Origin of the sequence: Kluyvera genomosp. 3, from assembly GCF_011765685.1 — a bacterium.
GTDB classification, from domain to species: domain Bacteria; phylum Pseudomonadota; class Gammaproteobacteria; order Enterobacterales; family Enterobacteriaceae; genus Kluyvera; species Kluyvera georgiana_A.
Genome location: NZ_CP050321.1, coordinates 3,315,394 through 3,339,495, shown reverse-complemented (window position 1 = coordinate 3,339,495; position 24,102 = coordinate 3,315,394). Strand labels below are relative to the sequence as shown.

Sequence of the window (24,102 nt, the reverse complement as noted above, 5' to 3'; positions counted from 1 at the left end):
CGTACGGAAAGCGCGCAATGATACGGGTTTTGCGTGACGGGTGCTATCTTCGGCGAAAATAAAAGGGGCAGCTATGCTTACTGACGATAACCTACTGTTAAGGCGTCGAAAAAAATGAAAGCATTTGATCTTCAACGGATGGCATTTGATAAAGCTCCCCCTGAATTTTTAGGTGAAGTGGCGCTAAGGTGCCTCTTTACTTTCGTATTGGTTTTCTTGTTTCTCAAAATTACCGGGCGCCGCGGCGTTCGCCAGATGTCGCTCTTTGAAGTGCTGATTATCCTGACGTTGGGGTCGGCGGCGGGAGACGTGGCGTTTTATGATGATGTCCCGCTGGTACCGGTATTTGCCGTTTTTGTCACTCTCGCGCTGTTGTATCGGCTGGCGATGTGGCTGATGTCGAAAAGCGAGAAAGTGCAGGATCTACTCGAAGGCAAAGCGATTGTCATCGTGAAAGAAGGCCAACTGGCCTGGGAGAACGTGCGGCGAGCGAATCTGACGGAGCTGGATTTTTTTATGGCGCTGCGTCTTAACAGCATTGAGCAACTTGGGCAGGTCCGCCTGGCGATTATGGAAACCGACGGCCAGATTAGCGTGTTTTTTTATCCCGACGATGAGGTAAAACCTGGCCTGTGTATCTTACCCGATAGCCTGACCCAGCGATTTAAAGCGGTGCCTGAGCCGGGAGAATACGCGTGCGTCCGTTGCAGCTATGTTGTCGGCCTACAGGCGGGGGAACGCCAATTATGTCCGCGCTGCGCAAATCCGGCATGGACGAAGGTGAGCAGGGCGAAACGTATTGCCTGACAGCGATTTTGTCGGTTTTGTACCGGCAAGACGGCAGAATCTATTGTGTGATGAACGGCGCATTTCGGCGGCAGAAAGTTTTAGACATTGCGGCGCGTGTCACTGAATGATAAAACCAATAGCCACAGGAATAACTTATGCCCACGCGTTGATGACGCGCGAGGCATGCGGTCAGACAACATTGCAATGTGGTGAGGGTTATGGCTCAGGTCTTTAATTTCAGTTCAGGTCCGGCGATGCTTCCGGCAGAAGTTCTTAAACTGGCGCAGAAAGAACTTTGCGACTGGAACGGGTTAGGTACGTCGGTAATGGAAGTCAGCCATCGTGGTAAAGAGTTTATCCACGTGGCAGAGGAAGCAGAAAAAGATTTCCGCGACCTGCTTAATATCCCTTCCAACTACAAAGTACTGTTCTGCCACGGCGGCGGACGCGGTCAGTTTGCCGGCGTTCCGCTGAACATTCTGGGTGACAAAACCACTGCCGACTACGTCGATGCAGGTTACTGGGCGGCAAGTGCGGTAAAAGAAGCCAAAAAATACTGCACCCCGAATGTTATCGACGCGAAAATTACCGTCGACGGCAAGCGTGCGGTTAAACCGATGCGCGACTGGCAGCTTTCCGATAACGCGGCCTATCTGCACTACTGCCCGAACGAAACCATCGACGGCATCGCGATTGAAGAGACGCCGAACTTTGGTAAAGACGTGATCGTTGCCGCTGACTTTTCATCGACCATTCTCTCTCGCCCGATTGACGTCAGCCGTTACGGCGTGATTTACGCAGGCGCGCAGAAAAACATTGGCCCGGCGGGCTTAACGCTGGTCATCGTGCGCGAAGATCTGCTGGGCAAAGCGCACGTGGCTTGCCCGTCTATCCTCGACTACACCGTGCTGAACGACAACGACTCCATGTTCAATACGCCGCCGACTTTCGCCTGGTATCTGGCGGGTCTGGTCTTCAAATGGCTGAAAGAGCAGGGCGGCGTTGCGGCCATGGACAGCATCAATCAGCAGAAGGCCGATCTTCTGTATAACACCATTGATAGCAGCGATTTCTATCGCAACGACGTGGCCAGCGCCAACCGTTCACGCATGAACGTGCCGTTCCAGCTAGCCGACAGCGCGCTGGACAAAGTGTTCCTCGAGGAATCCTTTGCCGCCGGCCTGCATGCGCTGAAAGGCCACCGCGTCGTGGGCGGGATGCGCGCATCTATCTATAACGCTATGCCGCTGGCTGGCGTACAGGCGTTAACTGAGTTCATGCAGGACTTCGAACGTCGCCACGGTTAATTTTATTTTTTGTTCATCCCCACAGCACCAGTCTGTGGGGTTTTTACTTCTGCTTTTGAGAGTTGAGTTTCATGGAATCCCTGACGTTACAACCTATCGCGCGCGTAGATGGCACGATTAATCTGCCTGGTTCTAAAAGCGTGTCGAACCGTGCGCTGCTGCTGGCGGCGCTGGCACGTGGCACCACCGTCCTGACAAACCTGCTGGACAGCGATGATGTTCGCCACATGCTGAACGCGTTGAAAGCGCTGGGAATTCACTACACCCTGTCTGCCGATCGTACCCGCTGCGAAGTGACCGGCAACGGCGGCCCGCTGCAGGCGCCCGGCGAGCTGGAACTGTTCCTGGGTAATGCCGGCACCGCCATGCGTCCGCTGGCTGCCGCGCTGTGCCTCGGCGCAAACAATATTGTGCTGACCGGCGAACCGCGCATGAAGGAGCGTCCGATTGGTCACCTGGTCGATGCCCTACGTCAGGGCGGCGCACAGATTGAGTATCTGGAGCAGGAAAACTACCCGCCGCTGCGACTGAAGGGCGGTTTTAACGGCGGTAACGTTGAGGTTGACGGCAGCGTTTCCAGCCAGTTCCTGACCGCGCTGCTGATGACCGCACCGCTGGCGCCGCAGGACACCACCATTAGTATCAAGGGTGACCTGGTCTCCAAACCGTATATTGATATCACCTTGCACCTGATGAAAACCTTCGGTGTTGAAGTTGAAAACCAGAATTACCAGCGCTTCGTCGTGAGCGGTAATCAGCAATATGTGTCTCCTGGACAATATCTGGTAGAAGGCGACGCCTCTTCAGCTTCTTACTTCCTTGCGGCCGGGGCGATTAAAGGTGGCACCGTGAAGGTGACCGGTATCGGCCGCCACAGCGTACAGGGCGATATTCGCTTTGCTGACGTGCTGGAGAAAATGGGCGCAACCATCACCTGGGGCGATGACTACATTGCCTGCACCCACGGCGAGCTGAACGCAATTGACATGGATATGAACCATATCCCTGACGCGGCGATGACGATTGCCACCGCGGCGCTGTTTGCCAAAGGCACGACGACGCTGCGTAACATCTATAACTGGCGTGTGAAAGAGACTGACCGACTGTTCGCGATGGCGACCGAACTGCGTAAAGTGGGCGCTGAAGTTGAAGAAGGTGAAGACTATATTCGTGTGACACCGCCCGCGACGCTAAATTTTGCGGAAATCGGCACCTATAACGATCACCGTATGGCAATGTGTTTCTCGCTGGTGGCGCTGTCGGATACGCCCGTCACTATTCTTGACCCGAAATGCACGGCGAAAACGTTCCCGGACTATTTCGAGCAGTTGGCGCGTATTAGTACCCCGGCCTAATCCTTTGTTATCGTAAAAACGCTGGCATGACGCCGGCGTTTTTTTTCGGACTTTTTTGCCCACACCGAGCAGTGTTACCCTTCTTTCTGAAATAACTAATTGATATTTAATTATAATTAATCAATGGATGATTCATATGAAGAATGCAAAGGTAATGCTGGCGCTGGCGGTTTCCGCGACGCTGCTTGTGGGTTGTAAAAATATGCAGGGTGTCGACACCAATGCGCTGGTAGGATCCGGGATGACGGCCTACAAAGCGGCGACGCTGTCGGACGGTGAGGTTAAAGCCCTTTCCAACGATGCCTGCGAGCAAATGGATGGCGACAACAAGCTGGCGAGTCAGTCCAGCAAATACACCAAGCGCTTGAATAAGATTGCCAAAGCCTTGGGTAATAACATCAACGGCACGGCGGTAAACTACAAGGTATACATGACCTCCGATGTCAACGCATGGGCGATGGCCAACGGCTGCGTTCGCGTTTACAGCGGCTTAATGGACATGATGACCGACAACGAAGTGGAAGGCGTTCTGGGGCATGAACTGGGGCACGTAGCGTTGGGTCACTCACGTAAGGCGATGCAAACTGCCTATGCGACCGTTGCGGCTCGCGATGCTATTTCCGCCACCAGCGGCACGGCGGCTCAGCTGTCGAAATCGCAGCTTGGCGATGTGGCGGAAGGGATGATCAACTCTGCGTTCTCCCGTTCGCAAGAATCAGAAGCCGATGACTTCTCTTACGACCTGATGAAGAAACGCGGCATCAGTACCCAGGGTCTGGTCGGCAGCTTCGATAAGCTGGCGACGCTTGACGCGGGTCACTCGAAATCGTTGTTTGACTCTCACCCGCCTTCAGCCGAACGCGCGCAGCATATTCGCGACCGCATCGCGGCGGACAAAAAGTAAATCACTGTCACTTTCCGGGCCGGCCTCTCGTCGGCCCGCTATACTTGTCTATTCTCCTGCTATTGATAGGGCTAATTCTGGAATTCGCAGACAAAGGTAACCGTCTGGCGCAGAGATGCGTATAATGCGCGGCGTTTACGTTATGTATGCCTTTTATTAAGGAGAGTGAGATGACGGCAATTGCCCCGGTAATTACCATTGACGGTCCGAGCGGCGCAGGTAAAGGCACGCTGTGCAAAGCGATGGCAGAAGCATTGCAATGGCATTTGCTGGACTCTGGCGCTATTTATCGCGTGCTGGCGCTTGCGGCGCTGCATCACCATGTTGATGTGAACTCGGAAGATGCACTGGTCCCGCTCGCGGCGCATCTGGACGTACGTTTTGTCTCTACTGATGGGGCGCTGGAAGTTATCCTCGAAGGGGAAGATGTTAGCGGCGAAATTCGCACTCAGGAAGTGGCTAACGCCGCTTCACAGGTGGCTGCCTTCCCGCGCGTGCGTGAAGCGCTGCTGCGTCGTCAGCGCGCTTTCCGCGAAGCGCCGGGCCTGATTGCCGACGGCCGCGACATGGGCACCGTGGTGTTCCCGGACGCCCCGGTCAAAATCTTCCTCGATGCCTCATCGGAAGAACGTGCGCAACGCCGCATGCTACAGTTGCAGGAAAAGGGCTTTAGTGTTAACTTTGAGCGCCTTTTGGCAGAGATAAAGGAGCGAGACGACCGCGATCGTAATCGTGCCGTTGCGCCGCTGGTTCCTGCCGCCGATGCTTTAGTGTTGGATTCCACCACCTTAAGCATTGAGCAAGTAATTGAAAAAGCGTTAGACTATGCGCGCCAGAAATTGGCAATCGCGTAAGACGCGACCGAATTTGCAGTACCCCCGTTGCAAAGGATTGACAGCGGGTATGTGAAACAACCCCATCCGACAAGGTGTCAGGTGGACGTTAATATTAACCTGAAGATTAAACATGACTGAATCTTTTGCTCAACTGTTTGAAGAATCCTTAAAAGAAATCGAAACCCGCCCGGGTTCCATCGTTCGTGGTGTTGTTGTTGCTATCGACAAAGACGTAGTACTGGTTGACGCCGGTCTGAAATCTGAGTCTGCCATTCCGGCTGAGCAGTTCAAAAACGCCCAGGGCGAACTGGAAATCCAGGTTGGTGACGAAGTTGACGTTGCTCTGGATGCAGTAGAAGACGGCTTCGGTGAAACCCTGCTGTCCCGTGAGAAAGCTAAACGTCACGAAGCTTGGATCACGCTGGAAAAAGCTTACGAAGAAGCTGAAACTGTAGTTGGTGTTATCAACGGCAAAGTTAAAGGTGGCTTCACTGTTGAGCTGAACGGTATTCGTGCGTTCCTGCCGGGTTCCCTGGTAGACGTTCGTCCGGTGCGCGATACTCTGCACCTGGAAGGCAAAGAGCTTGAGTTCAAAGTAATCAAGCTGGACCAGAAGCGTAATAACGTTGTTGTTTCTCGTCGTGCCGTTATCGAATCCGAAAACAGCGCAGAGCGCGATCAGCTGCTGGAAAACCTGCAGGAAGGCATGGAAGTTAAAGGTATCGTTAAGAACCTCACTGACTACGGTGCATTCGTTGATCTGGGCGGCGTTGACGGCCTGCTGCACATCACCGATATGGCCTGGAAACGCGTTAAGCATCCGAGCGAAATCGTGAACGTTGGTGACGAAATCAACGTTAAAGTGCTGAAATTCGACCGCGAGCGTACTCGTGTATCTCTGGGCCTGAAACAGCTGGGCGAAGATCCATGGGTAGCTATCGCTAAGCGTTATCCGGAAGGTACCAAACTGACCGGTCGCGTGACCAACCTGACCGACTACGGCTGCTTCGTTGAAATCGAAGAAGGCGTTGAAGGCCTGGTTCACGTTTCCGAAATGGATTGGACCAACAAAAACATCCACCCGTCCAAAGTTGTTAACGTTGGCGACGTAGTGGAAGTTATGGTTCTGGATATCGACGAAGAACGTCGTCGTATCTCCCTGGGTCTGAAGCAGTGCAAATCTAACCCATGGCAGCAGTTCGCAGAAACCCACAACAAGGGCGACCGCGTTGAAGGTAAAATCAAGTCTATCACTGACTTCGGTATCTTCATCGGCCTGGACGGCGGCATCGACGGCCTGGTTCACCTGTCTGACATCTCCTGGAACGTTGCAGGCGAAGAAGCAGTTCGTGAATACAAAAAAGGCGACGAAATCGCAGCAGTTGTTCTGCAGGTTGACGCAGAGCGTGAGCGTATCTCCCTGGGCGTTAAACAGCTCGCAGAAGATCCGTTCAACAACTGGGTTGCTCTGAACAAGAAAGGCGCAATCGTAAACGGTAAAGTGACTGCAGTTGACGCTAAAGGCGCAACCGTAGAACTGGCTGACGGCGTTGAGGGTTACCTGCGCGCTTCTGAAGCTTCCCGTGACCGCGTTGAAGATGCGACTCTGGTTCTGAGCGTTGGCGACGACGTTGAAGCTAAATTCACCGGCGTTGATCGCAAAAACCGCGCAATTAGCCTGTCTGTTCGTGCGAAAGACGAAGCTGACGAGAAAGATGCAATCGCTACTGTTAACAACAAACAGGAAGACGGCAACTTCTCCAACGCTATGGCTGAAGCATTCAAAGCAGCTAAAGGCGAGTAATCTTGCTCATTCGGGTTTAACAACCTGAATTGTGATGAGTTTACTTGACAGATTGCAGGTTTCGGCCTGTAATCTAGCACAAAGGGCGGCTACGGCCGCCCTTGTTTAATAAGCTGTTAGCTAATTTTCCTTGAAAGGAAACCGGAGGAATCATGACCAAGTCAGAATTGATTGAAAGACTTGCCAGCCAGCAATCTCATATCCCTGCCAAAGCAGTGGAAGATGCGGTAAAAGAGATGCTGGAGCATATGGCCTCAACCCTGGCCCAGGGCGAGCGCATTGAAATCCGCGGTTTCGGCAGCTTCTCTCTGCACTATCGAGCACCACGTACCGGGCGTAACCCGAAAACTGGCGACAAAGTGGAACTGGAAGGCAAATATGTGCCGCACTTCAAGCCGGGTAAAGAACTGCGCGACCGCGCCAATATTTACGATTGAGTTTTGACCGCTAACCGGCGGTAACTTGGTTGAGAGAAAAGCACCTGCGGGTGCTTTTTTCGTTTTGAGATGCTCACTCTGGAATCACTCTCGCGTTTTTTTCGCAATGCCTGCACGCAACGAATATTCATCTGACACCACCACGCAAGTTTGAAAAACCGCTCACGACAATCGTTTTATCCTACGCGACACTCCTGATAACAAGGAGGTGTCAATGCGTTTGCCGCAGCTGGCTGGCTATGTGCTGGCTGGAATCTTACCGCTGAGTGTGCTGCCAGAACTGCCCGCGCTTTGGTGTATTAAGCTTGCCATTGTCGCGCTGATTATTCTCAGCGCGTGTGGACGGTTGGGGCGCTCCGCTTCGTTGGTGGGGCTTATGTTCTGTTGGGGCGTTCTGGCAGCGTGGCAGGTGCAGTGGCCTGCACTGACGCTGCCGGGAAAGAATCGTCAGGTTGAGTTGACGATAACGCAGACTGACGGACAAACGACACATCAGGGCATGATTACCCGGCTGGAAGGTCAGCGCCTGTTCCCCGGCACCGCGATTACCCTCTACGGTAGCTATCTGCCGCAGCCGCCGTGCGTTGGTCAGCGTTGGCGAATGACGATTCGTGCGCGCGCCGTTCACGGGCAGCTAAACTCAGGGGGCTTCGATTCCCAGCGTTACGCGTTTTCACAACACCGTGCTTTGACGGGGCGAGCGATCGCTGCGGAATTGTTGCACAATACCTGTAGCCTCCGCGCTCGCTACCTGACATCGCTGCAAACAACCCTCGCGGCCTATCCCTGGCGTGACGTCATGCTGGCGCTTGGAATGGGGGAGAGGCTCTCGGTGGCGCCGGAGATTAAATCGCTAATGCAGCAAACCGGGACTTCACACCTGATGGCGATTTCCGGGCTTCATATTGCGCTTGGCGCTTCACTGGGCTGGCTGTTGGTGCGCGCCGTGCAGTTTTTCCTTCCCGTCTGGCTGATTAACTGGCGTTTGCCGCTCCTGGTGTCACTGGCGAGTGGATTTGCTTACGCGGCGCTGACGGGAATGCAGCCGCCCGCGATGCGCACGGTGGTGGCAGCCGCCGTCTGCTGTCTGCTCCGTTTACACGCCAGGCGCTGGGCTGGCTGGGAAGTGTGGCTTTGCTGTCTGGCAACCATCCTGTTTCTCGACCCACTGGCGGTGCTGTCCGATAGTCTGTGGTTGTCGGCAGTTGCGGTTGGCGCGCTCATTTTCTGGTATCAGTGGCTACCGTTGCCCGCGTGGGAATATCCACGATGGCTTCGCCCGCTCGCGAGCCTGATCCATCTTCAGCTTGGCTTGATGCTGCTGTTAACACCGCTGCAAATCATGTTGTTTCACGGTATCAGCCTAACCTCGCTGTTGGCGAATCTGGTTGCGGTGCCGGTGGTGACATTTATGGCTGTTCCGCTGATTCTGTTGGCGATGTTCCTGCATCTGTGCGGCCCAATGACGCTGGAAACAATGGCATGGTACGGCGCCGACCGGGTGCTGGCGCTGGTGTTTGCTTACTTGCGCCTGCTGCCAACCGGATGGTGGTACATTGGCAGCGCATGGCTGGGACTTTCCCTGCTGCCGTGGGGAGCGTTGATTCTCTGGCGCTTGCATGGCTGGTTGCGCTTTCCGGCGCTTTGGTTGTCGTTAAGCATACTGCTGGCCTTCCCACTGTGGCGTAAAACGCCTGAAAACCAGTGGCAGGTTACCATGCTTGATGTCGGGCAGGGGTTAGCGATGGTGATTTCGCGAGGGGGCAAAGCGTTGCTCTACGATACCGGGTTAGCCTGGCCGGAGGGTGACAGCGGTGAACAGCTGATTGCGCCATGGTTACGCTGGCACGGACTTACGCCTCAGGGCATTATTCTGAGCCACGATCATCTGGATCATCGCGGCGGTCTGCGTTCGCTACAGCAAACCTGGACGGAAATGTGGGTCAGAAGTCCTCTGGGCTGGGCCGGTCATCAACCCTGCGCGCGCGGGGAATCCTGGCAGTGGCAGGGGTTAACCTTTCGTGCGCTCTGGCCGCTGCCGGGGAAGGCTCCGAAGGGCAATAACGGCTCCTGTGTCGTGAGGGTTGATGATGGCAAAAACAGTATCCTGCTGACGGGAGATATTGAATTATCGGCAGAAATGGCCATGATTAGCCGTTTCTGGCGGCCATTTGCGTCTACAATTATCCAGGTCCCACATCACGGTAGCTCGACGTCCTCGGGGATGGCGCTGATTCAACGGGTGGGCGGTGCAGCCGCACTGGCTTCCGCATCCCGCTATAACGCATGGCACCTGCCTTCAGCAAAGGTCAGGACGCGCTATCTTCAACGACAGTACGCCTGGTTCGATACACCGCATCAGGGGCAAATTACACTCACTTTTAGTGCCAATGGCTGGAAGATTGAAGGCTTACGAGATCAACTTTTACCTCGTTGGTATCATCAGTGGTTTGGCGAGGCTCGCGATAACGGGTAGAATATGCGGCTATTTCAACACAAGCTGGTTTTTTGAATGCAGAACGACAAAGATCTCTCCACGTGGCAGACCTTCCGCCGACTCTGGCCAACTATTGCGCCGTTTAAAGCAGGGCTGATCGTGGCGGGCGTGGCGTTAATCCTTAACGCAGCCAGCGATACTTTTATGCTATCGCTTCTTAAACCGTTACTGGATGATGGTTTTGGTAAAACAGACCGCTCAGTGCTGCTGTGGATGCCGCTGGTCGTGATTGGCCTGATGATCCTGCGTGGGATCACGAGCTATATCTCTAGCTACTGTATTTCCTGGGTTTCCGGCAAGGTCGTGATGACCATGCGTCGTCGGCTGTTCAGCCACATGATGGGGATGCCGGTCTCCTTCTTCGATAAGCAGTCCACCGGGACGCTGCTGTCGCGCATCACCTATGACTCTGAGCAGGTGGCATCGTCCTCTTCCAGCGCGTTGATTACCGTGGTGCGTGAAGGGGCTTCCATCATCGGCCTGTTCATCATGATGTTTTACTACAGCTGGCAGCTGTCGGTGATTCTGATTGTGTTGGCGCCTATCGTGTCGATGGCGATCCGCGTGGTGTCTAAACGCTTCCGTAGCATCAGTAAAAACATGCAGAACACCATGGGGCAGGTGACCACCAGCGCAGAACAGATGCTAAAAGGGCATAAAGAAGTGCTGATGTTCGGTGGCCAGGAAGTGGAAACTAAGCGTTTTGATAAGGTCAGCAACAAGATGCGTCTGCAGGGGATGAAGCTGGTCTCCGCGTCGTCTATCTCTGACCCAATCATCCAGCTGATTGCCTCTCTGGCGCTGGCATTTGTCCTGTATGCCGCCAGCTTCCCAAGCGTCATGGAAACGTTGACTGCCGGTACCATTACCGTGGTCTTCTCGTCCATGATTGCGTTGATGCGTCCGCTGAAATCGTTAACTAACGTCAACGCGCAGTTCCAGCGCGGGATGGCAGCCTGTCAGACACTGTTTGCCATTCTGGATAGCGAGCAGGAAAAAGACGAAGGTAAACTGGATATCGAACGCGCCAAAGGCAGCGTTGAATTCCGTAACGTTACCTTCACCTATCCTGGCCGCGAAACCCCGGCGCTGCAAAACATCAACCTGTCGATTCCGGAAGGGAAAACGGTGGCGTTGGTGGGGCGTTCCGGTTCGGGTAAATCCACTATCGCCAGCCTGCTGACCCGCTTCTACGATATCGATGAAGGTGAAATCCTGCTCGACGGGCATGACCTGCGCGAGTACAAGCTGGCATCGCTGCGTAATCAGGTCGCACTGGTTTCGCAGAACGTGCATCTGTTTAACGACACGGTAGCCAACAACATCGCCTATGCGCGCACCGACGAGTTCAGCCGCGAGCAGGTTGAAGAGGCGGCGCGGATGGCCTACGCGATGGACTTCATCAACAAAATGGATAACGGTCTCGATACGGTAATCGGTGAAAACGGCGTTCTACTTTCCGGCGGCCAGCGCCAGCGTATTGCCATCGCCCGCGCGCTGCTGCGTAACAGCCCAATCCTGATTCTGGATGAAGCCACCTCGGCGCTGGATACCGAATCTGAACGTGCGATTCAGGCGGCGCTGGACGAACTGCAGAAAAACCGCACCTCGCTGGTGATTGCGCACCGTCTGTCCACTATCGAGCAGGCTGACGAAATCATTGTGGTCGAAGACGGACGTATCGTTGAGCGCGGCAGCCATCGCGATCTGCTCGAACAGCGCGGCGTCTACGCACAGCTGCATAAAATGCAGTTTGGCGAATGATAGCGAAGATCTGGTCCGGCGAATCGCCGCTGTGGCGGCTGCTGCTGCCGCTCTCCTGGCTGTACGGCCTGGTGAGCGGCGTGATTCGTCTGTGTTATCAACTCGGCCTGAAGAAGTCCTGGCGTGCGCCATGCCCGGTTGTGGTTGTGGGTAACCTGACGGCGGGCGGCAATGGTAAAACGCCAGTGGTTATCTGGCTGGTGGAACAGCTTCAGCGTCAGGGAGTACGCGTTGGCGTGGTCTCTCGTGGCTACGGTGGCAAAGCGGACAGCTATCCTCTGCTGCTGAATGCCGATACCACTACCGCGCAGGCCGGAGATGAACCGGTGCTGATTTATCAGCGCACCGGCGCGCCCGTGGCGGTTTCGCCGGTGCGGGTTGATGCGGTGAAAGCGCTGCTGGCGGCTCACGATCTGCAAATGATCGTCACCGATGACGGTTTGCAGCACTACCGGCTGGCACGCGATAAAGAGATCGTGGTGATCGACGGTGTGCGCCGCTTTGGTAATGGCTGGTGGTTACCGGCTGGCCCGATGCGTGAACGCGCTTCACGTCTGGATACGGTCGATGCGCGGATCGTCAACGGTGGCGAAGCGCTGCCGGGCGAAATTCCGATGACGTTACGTCCCGGCGATGCCGTCAATCTGCTGACTGGTGAGCGGCAGCCTGTTTCCACACTACAAAACGTGGTGGCGATGGCCGGTATTGGTCACCCGCCGCGCTTTTTTGCCACCCTGAATGATTGCGGCCTGCAACCGGTACGAACGGTGGCGCTGGCCGATCACCAGGCGCTGAGTGAAGCGGATGTGCAGGCGCTGGTCGCGCCAGGACAGATGCTGATCATGACCGAAAAAGATGCGGTGAAATGTCGCCGCTTCGCGCAGAAAAACTGGTGGTATCTGCCGGTGGACGCCGTGCTTTCCGGCGATCGCGCGCAGACGCTGCTACAGGAATTGATTACCCTCGCACGGCGCTAACCGCGTCGGCGAAAGCAGGGGAACGGCATGGCAGAACTGCAACTCACCCTTCGCGCCGCGCGGCATCTGCATCTGGCGGCACAGGGCCTTCTTACCCGTCCACGTCGTCAGCCTCAGACGACGGATATTCTCCGTACCATTCAGCAAATGTCTTTGCTGCAAATTGACACCATTAACGTGGTGGCCCGTAGCCCGTATCTGGTGCTCTTCAGCCGTCTTGGCGCCTATCCTTCGTCGTGGCTCGATGATGCGCTCGCGCGCGGCGAGCTGATGGAGTACTGGGCGCATGAAGCGTGTTTCCTGCCGCGCAGCGATTTTGCGCTGGTGCGCCATCGTATGCTGGCGCCGCATAACATGGGCTGGAAGTATCACCAAAGCTGGATGGATGAGCACGCCGCCGAGATTGCGGCTCTGAAAGCGCATATCGCTGAGAATGGCCCGGTGCGCTCCGCCGATTTTGCACACCCGCGTAGGGGGCAGAGCGGCTGGTGGGAGTGGAAACCGCACAAGCGACACCTTGAGGGGCTGTTTACCGCAGGCGAAGTTATGGTGGTCGAGCGGCGAAACTTCCATCGCGTATACGATCTGACGGAGCGCGTCATGCCGCAGTGGGACGATCGCCGGGACGCGCTTGCGCAACCGCAGGCCGAAGCCCTGATGCTGGAAAACAGCGCTCGCAGCCTGGGCATTTTTCGTCCTCAGTGGCTGGCGGACTATTATCGATTGCGCCAGCCGGATCTCCGCGCGCTGCTGGCGCAGTGGCAGGAGCAGGAACAGGTGGTACCGGTAAACGTTGAACAGCTTGGCGAGATGTGGGTACATCACAGCTTACAAGCCGAGCTGGCGCGGGCGGCGGAAGGTAAACTCAATGCGACCCACAGTGCGGTGTTATCACCTTTCGATCCGGTCGTCTGGGATCGTAAACGCGCCGAACAGTTTTTCAATTTTACCTATCGGCTGGAGTGCTACACGCCCGCGCCGAAACGGAAGTACGGCTATTTTGTCCTGCCGTTGCTGCACCGTGGTGAGTTAGTTGGCCGCATGGACAGCAAAATGCACCGTAGCGACGGCGTGCTGGAAATTTTCGCACTGTATCTGGAAGAGGGCGTGCGGGTCAGCCAGCATCTGGAAAAAGGTCTGATGCAGGCCATCAACGATTTTGCCCGCTGGCAGGGGGCGACGCGCGTGACCCTCGGCGCGGTGGCGGAAAAACTCTTTCTCCATCAACGACACGGTTGGGAGATTGACGCCGACCGGTAGCGCTCTATGATATGCTGCACTGGTTTTCGATACGGCCCATCAGGAGGAACCATGGATCACCGTCTACTAGAAATTATTGCCTGCCCGGTTTGCAACGGCAAACTCTATTACAGCCAGGACAAGCAAGAACTGATTTGCAAACTTGATAATCTGGCGTTTCCCCTGCGTGACGGTATCCCCGTATTGCTGGAAAACGAAGCCCGCGTTTTAGCCGCTGAAGAGAACAGACCATGAGTTTCGTTGTGATTATTCCGGCGCGTTTCGCCTCTACGCGCCTGCCGGGTAAGCCGTTACAGGACATCAACGGTAAACCGATGATTGTGCACGTGCTGGAACGCGCACGTGAATCTGGCGCTGAGCGTATTATTGTTGCGACCGATCATGCCGAAGTCGCGAAAGCCGTTGAAGCGGCGGGCGGCGAAGTGTGCATGACCCGTGCCGATCACCAGTCTGGTACCGAACGTCTGGCGGAAGTGGTGGAAAAATGCGCCTTCAGCGATGACACCGTTATCGTTAATGTGCAGGGCGACGAGCCGATGATCCCGGCGGTCATTATCCGCCAGGTGGCGGAAAACCTGGCCGCGAGCCAATCCGGTATGGCGACCCTCGCGGTACCGATTCACGATGCGGAAGAAGCGTTTAACCCCAATGCGGTAAAAGTGGTTATGGATAAAGACGGCTACGCGCTGTATTTCTCCCGTGCGACCATTCCGTGGGATCGTGACCGCTTCGCCAAAAGCCGCGAAGAAATTGGCGACACCCTGCTGCGCCACATCGGTATCTATGGCTACCGTGCCGGCTTTATTCGCCGCTATGTTAACTGGGCGCCAAGTCCGCTGGAGCATATTGAGATGCTCGAGCAGCTGCGAGTGCTGTGGTACGGCGAAAAAATTCACGTTGCCGTCGCCAAAGAAGTGCCGGGAACGGGGGTTGATACGCCGGAAGATCTGGCCCGCGTCCGCGCCGAACTGAAGTAATTCTACCGCCCCCGCTTTCCGCGGGGGCATCTTCCTGCCGGGTATTTCTGACTTTCTGTTTCAATTTTGATCTTGTCTGGTGAAATTCACTTTTCATATGCTCATTATGAAAGCAATGGCTTTTATGGGGGTAATCGGATATGGAACAGCTACGGGTAGAACTCAGCCATCTTTTGGGTGAATCGCTCAGCCGCGTAGAGTGCATCAACGAGCAAACGGATACCGCGTTGTGGTCGTTGTATGATGCCGAAGGCAATGCCATGCCGCTGCTGGCGCGCAGCTTTACGTCCCCCGGCCTGGCTCGCCAGCTGGCATGGAAAATCTCAACGCTGGCGCGTCACGGCACCGTGCGGATGCCGGTAGTGTATGGCGTGATGACCCACGAAGAGCACCCTGGGCCGGATGTCTTGCTGCTGGAGCGACTGCGGGGAGTTCCTGCTGAAGCGCCCACCCGTAATCAGCAACGCTGGGACGCGTTAAAAGATCAGATTGTCGAAGCGCTGCTGGCGTGGCATCGGGTAGACAGTGCGGGTTGCGTAGGCTTTGTGGATAGCACTCAGGAAAACAGCTGGCCGCAATGGTATCGACAGCGGATCGAAGTGCTGTGGGGCACGCTGAATCTGTATCAGAATACGGGCCTGACCATGCAGGATAGGCGACTGCTGTTCCGCACCCGCGAATGTCTGGAGGCGCTGTTTGAGGGCTTTAGCGATAACTGCGTGTTGGTGCACGGTCATCTTACTTTACGCAGCATGCTGAAAGATTCGCGCAGCGATCAACTGCTGGCGATGGTCGGCCCAGGGCCGATTCTGTGGGCGCCGCGCGAATACGAGCTGTTCCGCCTGCATGAAAGCCCGCAGGCGGAACAGCTGTTATGGCACTACCTCCAGCGCGCGCCGGTCGCCGAAGCGTTTCTCTGGCGGCGCTGGCTGTATCTGTTGTGGGATGAGGTCGAGAAGCTGGTCAACACGGGAAAATTTAACCGCGCCAATTTTGACCTGGCCTCGAAATCACTGCTCCCCTGGCTCTCCTGAATCGCCTTTCAGCCATTGCCAGATGCGCCCCAGCGTTTCATAGCCCACCCGGTCGCTGTGCATCAGCCAGACCGGGGAAGGGATAATACGCTCCCACGGATTCAGCGGCGAGGTGATAGCCAACTGGTTGGCCGGCGCGGGCAGCGGATGCAGGCCAACGTGCTGGAAGAAAATCATCGCGCGCGGCAGATGCGACGCCGACGTCACCAGCAGGAATGGGGCATCACCAATGGCGGCTTTCACCGCGCTCGCCTCTTCTTCCGTATCTTTTGGTGTATCCAGCACGATAATCTCGCTGCGCGGTACGCCAAGGCTTTCCGCGACCCGCGCACCCGCTTCGGCGGTACTGACCGGGTTGGTTAATGCCGGGGCACCGGTGAAGATCATCTTCGACCCTGGATTGGCCTGCCACAGGCGAATCCCTTCCGCCAGCCGCGGCAGGCTATTGCTAATCAGGTTTGAGCTGGGCGCCCACTGTGGGTTCCACGTATAGCCGCCGCCGAGCACCACCACATACTGCGCTGGCTGCTCGCCGCGCCATGTCGGGTACTTATCTTCAATAGGTTTAAGCAGGCCGTCGGCAACAGGTTGCAGGCTCAGCAGCAGTAAAAAAAGCCAGCCAGCGGTGATGGCGCATTTACCCGTTTTCTGGAAGCGGGTAAACCACACCAGGACTATTCCCAAACCGATCAATAAAAGCAGCAAAGGTAGCGGCAGCATCATGCCGCCGATAAACTTTTTCAGCATAAAAAGCATTCTATTGAGTACCTTTTTTAACCATCTGACGCATGAATGCAGGGATATTACACCAGATAGCTTCATTCTCGCTGTGGGTGTGACAAAATAGACCCTTTGTGGCTGGTGATGGAAGGACGTCCCGTGCAGGATCGCAATTTCGATGACATTGCGGAAAAGTTTTCGCGCAATATTTATGGCACCACCAAGGGCCAGCTGCGCCAGGCTATTCTGTGGCAGGATCTTGATGTGCTGCTTGCCGCCATGGGCACGCAGCCGCTGCGCATTCTGGACGCCGGCGGCGGTGAAGGCCAGACGGCGATCAAAATGGCGGAGCGCGGTCATCATGTGACGCTGTGCGATCTTTCTGCCGAGATGATCGCCCGTGCAAGTCAGGCTGCCAGCGACAAAGGTGTGAGCCACAACATGCATTTCATACAATGCGCGGCGCAGGACGTGGCCGGGCATTTGGAAAGCCCGGTTGATCTGATATTGTTTCACGCTGTACTGGAGTGGGTGGCCGAACCGCAGGAGGCGTTAAAAACGCTGTGGTCGGTGCTGCGTCCAGGCGGCGCATTATCATTAATGTTCTACAATGCAAACGGCCTGTTGATGCATAACATGGTGGCGGGCAACTTTGATTATGTTGCTCTTGGCATGCCGAAAAAGAAAAAGCGTACGCTGTCGCCGAACTACCCGCGCGACCCGCAGCAGGTCTATAGCTGGCTGGAAGAGATTGGCTGGCAAATTAACGGGAAAACCGGCGTGCGAGTGTTTCATGACTATCTGCGCGATAAGCATAAGCAACAGGATAGCTATGACATCCTGCTGGAGCTGGAAACGCGCTATTGCCGTCAGGAACCTTATATCAGCCTGGGGCGCTATATTCATGTCACCGCGCTTAAGCCGCAGACAGAAACAAGGATAAACGATGAGTGAATTTTCCCAGACAGTCCCCGAACTGGTTGCCTGGGCCAGAAAAAATGATTTCGCCATTTCGCTACCCGTCGATAGGCTCTCATTTTTGCTGGCTATCGCAACGCTGAACGGCGAGCGGCTGGAAGGTGAAATGACGGAAGGCGAGCTGGTGGATGCGTTCCGTCACGTCAGTGATGCGTTTGAGCAAACCAGTGAAACCATCGGTACGCGCGCCAACAACGCGATTAACGATCTGGTTCGCCAACGTCTGCTGAACCGCTTTACCAGCGAAATCACGGAAGGAAACGCCATCTATCGTCTGACGCCGCTGGGCATTGGCATTACCGACTACTATATTCGCCAGCGTGAATTTTCGACGTTGCGCCTGTCAATGCAGCTGTCGATTGTGGCCAGCGAGCTGAAAAGAGCTGCCGATTCGGCGGAAGAGGGCGGCGATGAGTTTCACTGGCACCGCAATGTTTACGCGCCGCTGAAATATTCGGTGGCGGAGATTTTTGACAGCATCGACCTGACGCAGCGCATCATGGATGAGCAGCAACAGTCGGTCAAAGATGACATCGCGCAGCTGCTGAATAAAGACTGGCGCGCGGCGATCTCCAGCTGTGAGCTTTTGCTGTCCGAAACCTCCGGCACGTTACGCGAATTGCAGGATACGCTGGACGCGGCGGGCGATAAGCTGCAGGCGAACCTGCTGCGCATTCAGGATGCCACGCTGAGTCATAACGATCTGCATTTTGTCGACCGGCTGGTGTTCGACCTGCAAAGCAAGCTCGACCGTATCGTTAGCTGGGGTCAGCAGGCCATTGACCTGTGGATCGGCTACGATCGTCATGTGCATAAGTTTATTCGTACCGCTATCGATATGGATAAAAACCGCGTCTTTGCTCAGCGCTTGCGCCAGTCGGTGCAGTCCTACTTCGACGCGCCGTGGGCGCTCACCTACGCCAGCGCCGACCGTTTGCTGGACATGCGTGATGAAGAGATGACGCTGCGCGACGAAGAGGTCACCGGCGAACTTCCGCCGGACTTAGAGTTCGAAGAATTTAACGAAATCCGCGAACAGCTTGCCGCGCTGATCGAAGAACAGTTGGCTATCTATAAAACCAAACAGCTGCCGCTGGACCTCGGTCTGGTGGTGAAAGAGTATCTGGCTCAGTATCCGCGAGCGCGCCACTTCGACGTGGCGCGTATTGTGGTTGACCAGGCGGTTCGTTTGGGCGTAGCGCAAGCAGATTTCACCGGACTGCCGGCCAAATGGCAGGCAATTAATGATTACGGAGCCAAGGTACAGGCGCATGTCATTGACAAATATTGAACAAGTGATGCCGGTTAAACTGGCACAGGCCCTGGCCAACCCCCTTTTCCCTGCGCTGGATAGCGCGCTGCGTGCTGGCCGCCATATTGGCCTGGACGAGCTCGACAACCACGCTTTTTTGATGGATTTCCAGGAGTACCTGGAAGAGTTTTACGCTCGCTATAATGTTGAACTGATCCGCGCGCCGGAAGGGTTCTTCTATCTGCGCCCGCGTTCTACCACGCTGATTCCGCGTTCGGTTCTCTCCGAACTGGACATGATGGTCGGCAAAATCCTTTGCTACCTCTACCTCAGCCCGGAACGTCTGGCAAATGAAGGCATCTTCACCCAGCAGGAACTGTACGATGAGCTGCTGGCGCTGGCCGATGAAGCCAAACTGTTGAAACTGGTTAACAACCGTTCCACCGGTTCTGACCTTGACCGTCAGAAGTTACAGGAAAAGGTGCGTTCTTCGCTCAACCGCCTGCGCCGTCTGGGCATGGTGTGGTTTATGGGCCATGACAGCAGCAAATTCCGCATCACCGAATCGGTGTTCCGCTTCGGCGCCGATGTGCGTTCCGGCGATGACGCGCGCGAAGCGCAGCTGCGCATGATTCGCGACGGGGAAGCCATGGCGATTGAAAACCATCTGCAGCTCAATGACGAGAACGACGACCATCAGCAGGATAGCGGGGAGGAAGAATAATGATCGAACGTGGTAAATTTCGTTCGCTAACGCTGATTAACTGGAACGGGTTCTTTGCCCGTACTTTCGATCTGGATGAGCTGGTCACCACGTTGTCCGGCGGTAACGGTGCCGGTAAATCGACCACCATGGCGGCCTTCGTCACGGCGCTGATCCCCGACTTAACGCTGCTGCACTTCCGCAATACCACCGAAGCGGGGGCCACCAGTGGTTCACGCGATAAAGGTCTGCACGGTAAGCTGAAAGCGGGCGTCTGCTACTCGGTGCTTGACGTGATGAACTCGCGTCACCAGCGCGTGGTGGTCGGCGTGCGTCTGCAACAGGTGGCGGGGCGCGATCGTAAAGTCGACATTAAACCATTCGCCATTCAGGGACTGCCAACCTCTATTCAGCCGACCCAGTTGCTGACTGAAACGCTGAACGAGCGCCAGGCGCGCGTGCTGACGTTGCAGGAGCTGAAAGATAAGCTTGAGACCATCGAAGGCGTACAGTTCAAGCAGTTCAACTCGATAACCGACTACCACGCGCTGATGTTCGATCTGGGCATCGTCGCGCGTCGTCTGCGCTCTGCCGCTGACCGTAGTAAATTCTATCGCCTGATTGAAGCCTCGCTGTACGGCGGTATTTCCAGCGCGATTACCCGCTCGCTGCGTGACTACCTGCTGCCGGAAAACAGCGGCGTGCGTAAAGCGTTCCAGGATATGGAAGCGGCGCTGCGTGAAAACCGGATGACGCTGGAAGCGATTCGCGTCACCCAGTCTGACCGCGACCTGTTCAAGCATCTGATCTCCGAAGCCACCGACTACGTGGCCGCCGACTATATGCGCCACGCCAACGAGCGCCGTGTGCATCTGGATAAAGCGCTGGAGTACCGTCGCGAACTGTTTACCTCCCGCTCGCAGCTGGCGGCGGAACAGTACAAGCACGTCGACATGGCGCGTGAGCTACAGGAACACAACGGCGCGGAAGGCGATCTCGAAGCCGATCACCAGGCTGCCAGCGACCACCTGAACCTGGTGCAGACCGCGCTGCGTCAGCAGGAAAAAATTGAGCGCTATGAAGCGGATTTAGACGAGCTGCAAATTCGCCTCGAAGAGCAGAACGAAGTGGTGGCGGAAGCCGCCGAACAGCAGGAAGAGAACGAAGCGCGCGCCGAAGCCGCCGAGCTGGAAGTGGATGAGCTGAAAAGCCAGCTCGCCGACTACCAGCAGGCGCTGGACGTGCAGCAAACGCGCGCCATTCAGTACACCCAGGCGCTACAGGCGCTGGAACGCGCGAAAGCGCTGTGCCACCTGCCGGATTTAACCCCGGACAGCGCAGCGGAATGGCTGGAAACCTTCCAGGCCAAAGAGCAGGAAGCGACGGAAAAACTGCTGTCGCTCGAGCAGAAAATGAGCGTTGCCGAGACGGCACACAGCCAGTTTGAGCAAGCCTATCAGCTGGTGGCGTCAATCAACGGCCCGCTGGCGCGTAACGAAGCCTGGGACGTGGCGCGTGAACTGTTGCGCGACGGCGTAAACCAGCGTCACCTGGCGGAACAGGCGCAGCCGCTGCGCAGCCGTCTGAATGAGCTGGAACAACGTCTGCGCGAACAGCAGGAGGCCGAGCGTCTGCTGGCCGATTTCTGCAAGCGTCAGGGCAAACAGTACGACATTGACGATCTTGAAAACCTGCATCGTGAGCTGGAAGCGCGCATCGCCGCTCTGAGCGATAGCGTGACTGACGCTCGCGAGCAGCGTATGCAACTGCGCCAGGAACAGGAACAGCTGCAATCGCGTATCTCCGCGCTGATGCACCGCGCGCCGGTCTGGCTGGCGGCGCAGAACAGCCTGAGCCAGCTGTGCGAGCAGAGCGGCGAGCAGTTCGAGTCGAGTCAGGATGTGACCGAATACCTTCAGCAACTGCTGGAGCGCGAGCGCGAAGCGATCGTGGAACGCGACGAAGTGGGCGCGCGCAAACGTGCCGTCGATGATGAAATCGAGCGCTTAAGCCAGCCGGGCGGTTCCGAAGACCCGCGCCTTAACGCGCTGGCTGAACGTTTTGGCGGCGTACTGCTGTCGGAAATTTATGATGACGTCAGCCTGGACGACGCGCCGTACTTCTCCGCGCTGTATGGTCCGTCGCGTCATGCCATCGTGGTGCCGGATCTGTCGCAGATCGCCGAGTATCTGGAAGGGCTGGAAGATTGCCCGGAAGATCTCTACCTGATTGAAGGGGATCCGCAATCCTTCGATGACAGCGTGTTCAACGTCGACGAGCTGGAAAAAGCGGTAGTGGTGAAGACCGCCGACCGCCAGTGGCGTTATTCGCGCTTCCCGGCGGTGCCGCTGTTTGGCCGCGCCGCGCGCGAAAGCCGCATTGAGAGCCTGCACGCCGAGCGTGAAGTGCTGTCTGAACGTTTTGCGACCCTGTCGTTCGACGTCCAGAAAACCCAGCGTTTGCATCAGGCGTTCAGCCGCTTTATCGGCAGTCACCTGTCGGTGGCGTTTGACGACGATCCGGAAGCGGAAATTCGCAAGCTGAATACCCGTCGCAACGAGCTGGAACGCGCGCTGAGCAGCCACGAAAGTGATAACCAGCAGCAGCAGGCGCAGTACGAACAGGCGAAAGAGGGCGTTGCGCTGCTCAACCGTCTCCTGCCGCGTCTGAACCTGCTGGCCGATGAAACGCTGGCCGATCGCGTGGATGAAATTCAGGAGCGTCTGGATGAAGCGCAGGAAGCGGCGCGCTTTATTCAGCAGCACGGTAACCAGTTGGCGAAACTTGAGCCGATGGTCTCTGTACTGCAGAGCGACCCGGAGCAATTTGAACAGCTGAAAGAAGATTACGCCTGGTCGCAGCAGGTACAGCGCGAAGCGCGTCAGCAGGCGTTTGCCCTGACCGAAGTCGTGCAGCGTCGCGCCCACTTTGGTTACTCTGACTCAGCGGAAATGCTGAGCGGCAACAGCGACCTGAACGAAAAATTACGCGAACGTCTGGCGCAGGCAGAAAGCGAGCGTAGCCGCGCGCGTGAAGCCATGCGCACGCACGCTGCGCAGGTGAGTCAGTACAGCCAGGTGCTGGCGTCGCTGAAGAGCTCCTACGACACCAAGAAAGAGCTGCTTAACGATCTCTACAAAGAGCTGAAAGATATTGGCGTACGTGCTGATGCGGGTGCAGAAGAGCGTGCGCGCATTCGCCGTGACGAGCTGCACGCGCAGCTGAGCAACAACCGTGCGCGCCGTAACCAGCTGGAAAAAGCTCTGACCTTCTGCGAAGCGGAGATGGATAACCTGACCCGTAAGCTGCGCAAGCTGGAGCGTGATTATCTCGAAATGCGTGAGCAAGTCGTCAGCGCGAAAGCGGGATGGTGCGCGGTGATGCGTCTGGTGAAAGACAATAACGTTGAACGTCGCCTGCACCGCCGCGAGCTGGCCTATCTCTCCGCAGACGATCTGCGTTCAATGTCGGATAAAGCATTGGGCGCGCTGCGTCTGGCGGTTGCGGATAACGAACATCTGCGTGACGTGCTGCGTATGTCGGAAGATCCGAAGCGTCCTGAGCGTAAGATTCAGTTCTTCGTGGCGGTATATCAGCATCTGCGCGAACGTATCCGTCAGGATATTATCCGCACCGATGATCCGGTAGAAGCCATCGAACAGATGGAAATCGAACTGAGCCGTCTGACTGAAGAACTGACCAACCGTGAGCAGAAGCTGGCGATCAGCTCCCGCAGCGTGGCGAATATTATTCGCAAAACCATTCAGCGCGAGCAGAACCGTATTCGCCAGCTGAACCAGGGGCTGCAGAGCGTGTCGTTCGGCCAGGTGAACAGCGTGCGTCTGAACGTGAACGTGCGTGAGAGTCACTCAACGCTGCTGGACGTGCTCTCTGAGCAGCACGAACAGCATCAGGATCTGTTCAACAGCAACCGTCTGACCTTCTCGGAAGCGTTGGCGAAGCTGTACCAGCGCCTGAACCCGCAGATCGATATGGGCCAGCGTACGCCGCAGACTATTGGTGAAGAGCTGCTCGACTACCGTAGCTACCTGGAGATGGAAGTTGAGGTTAACCGTGGTTCTGACGGCTGGCTGCGCGCGGAGTCCGGCGCGCTGTCGACCGGTGAGGCGATCGGTACCGGGATGTCGATTCTGGTGATGGTGGTGCAGAGCTGGGAAGATGAAGCACGCCGTCTGCGCGGTAAAGATTTGTCACCGTGCCGTCTGCTGTTCCTCGATGAAGCCGCGCGTCTTGATGCACGTTCCATCGCCACGCTGTTCGAGCTGTGCGAACGCCTCGAGATGCAGCTGATTATCGCGGCGCCGGAAAACATCAGCCCGGAGAAAGGCACAACCTACAAGCTGGTGCGTAAAGTGGTACACAACCACGAACACGTACACGTAGTGGGGCTGCGCGGCTTTGCTGCTCAGTTACCGGAAACCTTACCAGGGACCGCCGACGCGTCATAACCGTCGCCCGGAGGCGCGCAGCGACTCCGGGAAACGGTC

19 protein-coding genes are annotated in these 24,102 nt (G+C 56.3%); 18 read left to right on the top strand and 1 reads right to left on the bottom strand.

The window, feature by feature from the left end:
- Nucleotides 1–114: 114 nt before the first annotated feature.
- The 14 genes from GY169_RS15720 (at nucleotide 115) to GY169_RS15655 (ending at nucleotide 15,941) form a co-directional block, all read left to right on the top strand.
- Nucleotides 115–807, top strand: coding sequence for a DUF421 domain-containing protein (locus tag GY169_RS15720; RefSeq protein WP_163448503.1), 693 nt, complete (start codon nucleotides 115–117; stop codon nucleotides 805–807).
- A 200-nt stretch (nucleotides 808–1,007) separates the two neighbouring features.
- Entirely contained in the window at nucleotides 1,008–2,096 is a 1,089-nt protein-coding gene (gene serC / locus GY169_RS15715) for a 3-phosphoserine/phosphohydroxythreonine transaminase (protein ID WP_163448505.1), read from the top strand.
- A gap of 71 nt (nucleotides 2,097–2,167) precedes the next feature.
- The gene (aroA, locus tag GY169_RS15710; RefSeq protein ID WP_167576293.1) at nucleotides 2,168–3,451 is read left to right on the top strand and encodes a 3-phosphoshikimate 1-carboxyvinyltransferase; all 1,284 of its coding nucleotides are present in this window, start codon (nucleotides 2,168–2,170) and stop codon (nucleotides 3,449–3,451) included.
- A 136-nt stretch (nucleotides 3,452–3,587) separates the two neighbouring features.
- Nucleotides 3,588–4,355 carry a M48 family metallopeptidase gene (locus tag GY169_RS15705; RefSeq protein ID WP_163448509.1) on the top strand — a complete coding sequence of 256 codons (768 nt, stop codon included), beginning with the start codon at nucleotides 3,588–3,590 and terminating at the stop codon, nucleotides 4,353–4,355.
- A gap of 170 nt (nucleotides 4,356–4,525) precedes the next feature.
- Complete coding sequence (gene cmk, locus GY169_RS15700) at nucleotides 4,526–5,209, top strand: (d)CMP kinase (RefSeq protein ID WP_064548793.1); 684 nt, start codon at nucleotides 4,526–4,528, stop codon at nucleotides 5,207–5,209.
- Nucleotides 5,210–5,321: 112 nt separating this feature from the next.
- Nucleotides 5,322–6,995 (top strand): 30S ribosomal protein S1, encoded by a 1,674-nt coding sequence (gene rpsA, locus GY169_RS15695; RefSeq protein ID WP_064548795.1) that lies wholly within the window; start codon nucleotides 5,322–5,324, stop codon nucleotides 6,993–6,995.
- 152 nt (nucleotides 6,996–7,147) lie between these two features.
- The gene (gene ihfB / locus GY169_RS15690; RefSeq protein WP_015965094.1) at nucleotides 7,148–7,432 is read left to right on the top strand and encodes an integration host factor subunit beta; all 285 of its coding nucleotides are present in this window, start codon (nucleotides 7,148–7,150) and stop codon (nucleotides 7,430–7,432) included.
- A 214-nt stretch (nucleotides 7,433–7,646) separates the two neighbouring features.
- Nucleotides 7,647–9,908, top strand: a complete 2,262-nt coding sequence (locus GY169_RS15685; RefSeq protein ID WP_167576292.1) for a ComEC family protein — start codon at nucleotides 7,647–7,649, stop codon at nucleotides 9,906–9,908.
- A 36-nt stretch (nucleotides 9,909–9,944) separates the two neighbouring features.
- Nucleotides 9,945–11,693 carry a lipid A ABC transporter ATP-binding protein/permease MsbA gene (gene msbA, locus GY169_RS15680; RefSeq protein WP_163448511.1) on the top strand — a complete coding sequence of 583 codons (1,749 nt, stop codon included), beginning with the start codon at nucleotides 9,945–9,947 and terminating at the stop codon, nucleotides 11,691–11,693.
- Entirely contained in the window at nucleotides 11,690–12,670 is a 981-nt protein-coding gene (gene lpxK / locus GY169_RS15675) for a tetraacyldisaccharide 4'-kinase (protein WP_167576291.1), read from the top strand. Before msbA ends, lpxK begins: the two co-directional genes overlap by 4 nt.
- A gap of 27 nt (nucleotides 12,671–12,697) precedes the next feature.
- Nucleotides 12,698–13,930 carry a winged helix-turn-helix domain-containing protein gene (locus tag GY169_RS15670; protein WP_167576290.1) on the top strand — a complete coding sequence of 411 codons (1,233 nt, stop codon included), beginning with the start codon at nucleotides 12,698–12,700 and terminating at the stop codon, nucleotides 13,928–13,930.
- 51 nt (nucleotides 13,931–13,981) lie between these two features.
- A complete protein-coding gene (gene ycaR / locus GY169_RS15665; RefSeq protein WP_035892430.1) occupies nucleotides 13,982–14,164 on the top strand; it encodes a protein YcaR in 183 nt (60 codons plus the stop codon).
- Nucleotides 14,161–14,907 (top strand): 3-deoxy-manno-octulosonate cytidylyltransferase, encoded by a 747-nt coding sequence (gene kdsB / locus GY169_RS15660; RefSeq protein WP_163448516.1) that lies wholly within the window; start codon nucleotides 14,161–14,163, stop codon nucleotides 14,905–14,907. The genes ycaR and kdsB overlap by 4 nt, the downstream gene beginning before the upstream one ends.
- A 140-nt stretch (nucleotides 14,908–15,047) precedes the next feature.
- On the top strand, nucleotides 15,048–15,941 hold the full coding sequence (locus tag GY169_RS15655; protein ID WP_167576289.1) for a YcbJ family phosphotransferase: 894 nt from the start codon (nucleotides 15,048–15,050) through the stop codon (nucleotides 15,939–15,941).
- Here the strand turns inward: GY169_RS15655 and elyC are convergent.
- Nucleotides 15,918–16,697 (bottom strand): envelope biogenesis factor ElyC, encoded by a 780-nt coding sequence (gene elyC / locus GY169_RS15650; protein WP_163448520.1) that lies wholly within the window; start codon nucleotides 16,695–16,697, stop codon nucleotides 15,918–15,920. The two genes, GY169_RS15655 and elyC, sit on opposite strands and share 24 nt — an antisense overlap.
- A gap of 123 nt (nucleotides 16,698–16,820) precedes the next feature.
- Between elyC and cmoM the strand changes: the two genes are divergently transcribed.
- Genes cmoM through mukB form a run of 4 tightly spaced genes read left to right on the top strand, consistent with a single transcriptional unit; the run spans nucleotide 16,821 to nucleotide 24,063 of the window.
- Nucleotides 16,821–17,615 carry a tRNA uridine 5-oxyacetic acid(34) methyltransferase CmoM gene (gene cmoM, locus GY169_RS15645; RefSeq protein ID WP_167576288.1) on the top strand — a complete coding sequence of 265 codons (795 nt, stop codon included), beginning with the start codon at nucleotides 16,821–16,823 and terminating at the stop codon, nucleotides 17,613–17,615.
- Complete coding sequence (mukF, locus tag GY169_RS15640; protein WP_163448524.1) at nucleotides 17,608–18,930, top strand: chromosome partition protein MukF; 1,323 nt, start codon at nucleotides 17,608–17,610, stop codon at nucleotides 18,928–18,930. The genes cmoM and mukF overlap by 8 nt, the downstream gene beginning before the upstream one ends.
- Nucleotides 18,911–19,615 carry a chromosome partition protein MukE gene (gene mukE, locus GY169_RS15635; protein ID WP_064548815.1) on the top strand — a complete coding sequence of 235 codons (705 nt, stop codon included), beginning with the start codon at nucleotides 18,911–18,913 and terminating at the stop codon, nucleotides 19,613–19,615. The genes mukF and mukE overlap by 20 nt, the downstream gene beginning before the upstream one ends.
- Nucleotides 19,615–24,063, top strand: a complete 4,449-nt coding sequence (gene mukB / locus GY169_RS15630; protein ID WP_163448526.1) for a chromosome partition protein MukB — start codon at nucleotides 19,615–19,617, stop codon at nucleotides 24,061–24,063. The genes mukE and mukB overlap by 1 nt, the downstream gene beginning before the upstream one ends.
- The last annotated feature ends 39 nt before the right edge of the window (nucleotides 24,064–24,102 follow it).

Coding starts and splice junctions, on each gene's coding strand:
- GY169_RS15720 (WP_163448503.1), top strand. CDS start 115: ATGAAAGCATTTGATCTTCAACGGATGGCATTTGATAAAGCTCCCCCT.
- serC (WP_163448505.1), top strand. CDS start 1,008: ATGGCTCAGGTCTTTAATTTCAGTTCAGGTCCGGCGATGCTTCCGGCA.
- aroA (WP_167576293.1), top strand. CDS start 2,168: ATGGAATCCCTGACGTTACAACCTATCGCGCGCGTAGATGGCACGATT.
- GY169_RS15705 (WP_163448509.1), top strand. CDS start 3,588: ATGAAGAATGCAAAGGTAATGCTGGCGCTGGCGGTTTCCGCGACGCTG.
- cmk (WP_064548793.1), top strand. CDS start 4,526: ATGACGGCAATTGCCCCGGTAATTACCATTGACGGTCCGAGCGGCGCA.
- rpsA (WP_064548795.1), top strand. CDS start 5,322: ATGACTGAATCTTTTGCTCAACTGTTTGAAGAATCCTTAAAAGAAATC.
- ihfB (WP_015965094.1), top strand. CDS start 7,148: ATGACCAAGTCAGAATTGATTGAAAGACTTGCCAGCCAGCAATCTCAT.
- GY169_RS15685 (WP_167576292.1), top strand. CDS start 7,647: ATGCGTTTGCCGCAGCTGGCTGGCTATGTGCTGGCTGGAATCTTACCG.
- msbA (WP_163448511.1), top strand. CDS start 9,945: ATGCAGAACGACAAAGATCTCTCCACGTGGCAGACCTTCCGCCGACTC.
- lpxK (WP_167576291.1), top strand. CDS start 11,690: ATGATAGCGAAGATCTGGTCCGGCGAATCGCCGCTGTGGCGGCTGCTG.
- GY169_RS15670 (WP_167576290.1), top strand. CDS start 12,698: ATGGCAGAACTGCAACTCACCCTTCGCGCCGCGCGGCATCTGCATCTG.
- ycaR (WP_035892430.1), top strand. CDS start 13,982: ATGGATCACCGTCTACTAGAAATTATTGCCTGCCCGGTTTGCAACGGC.
- kdsB (WP_163448516.1), top strand. CDS start 14,161: ATGAGTTTCGTTGTGATTATTCCGGCGCGTTTCGCCTCTACGCGCCTG.
- GY169_RS15655 (WP_167576289.1), top strand. CDS start 15,048: ATGGAACAGCTACGGGTAGAACTCAGCCATCTTTTGGGTGAATCGCTC.
- elyC (WP_163448520.1), bottom strand. CDS start 16,697: ATGCTTTTTATGCTGAAAAAGTTTATCGGCGGCATGATGCTGCCGCTA.
- mukF (WP_163448524.1), top strand. CDS start 17,608: ATGAGTGAATTTTCCCAGACAGTCCCCGAACTGGTTGCCTGGGCCAGA.
- mukE (WP_064548815.1), top strand. CDS start 18,911: ATGTCATTGACAAATATTGAACAAGTGATGCCGGTTAAACTGGCACAG.
- mukB (WP_163448526.1), top strand. CDS start 19,615: ATGATCGAACGTGGTAAATTTCGTTCGCTAACGCTGATTAACTGGAAC.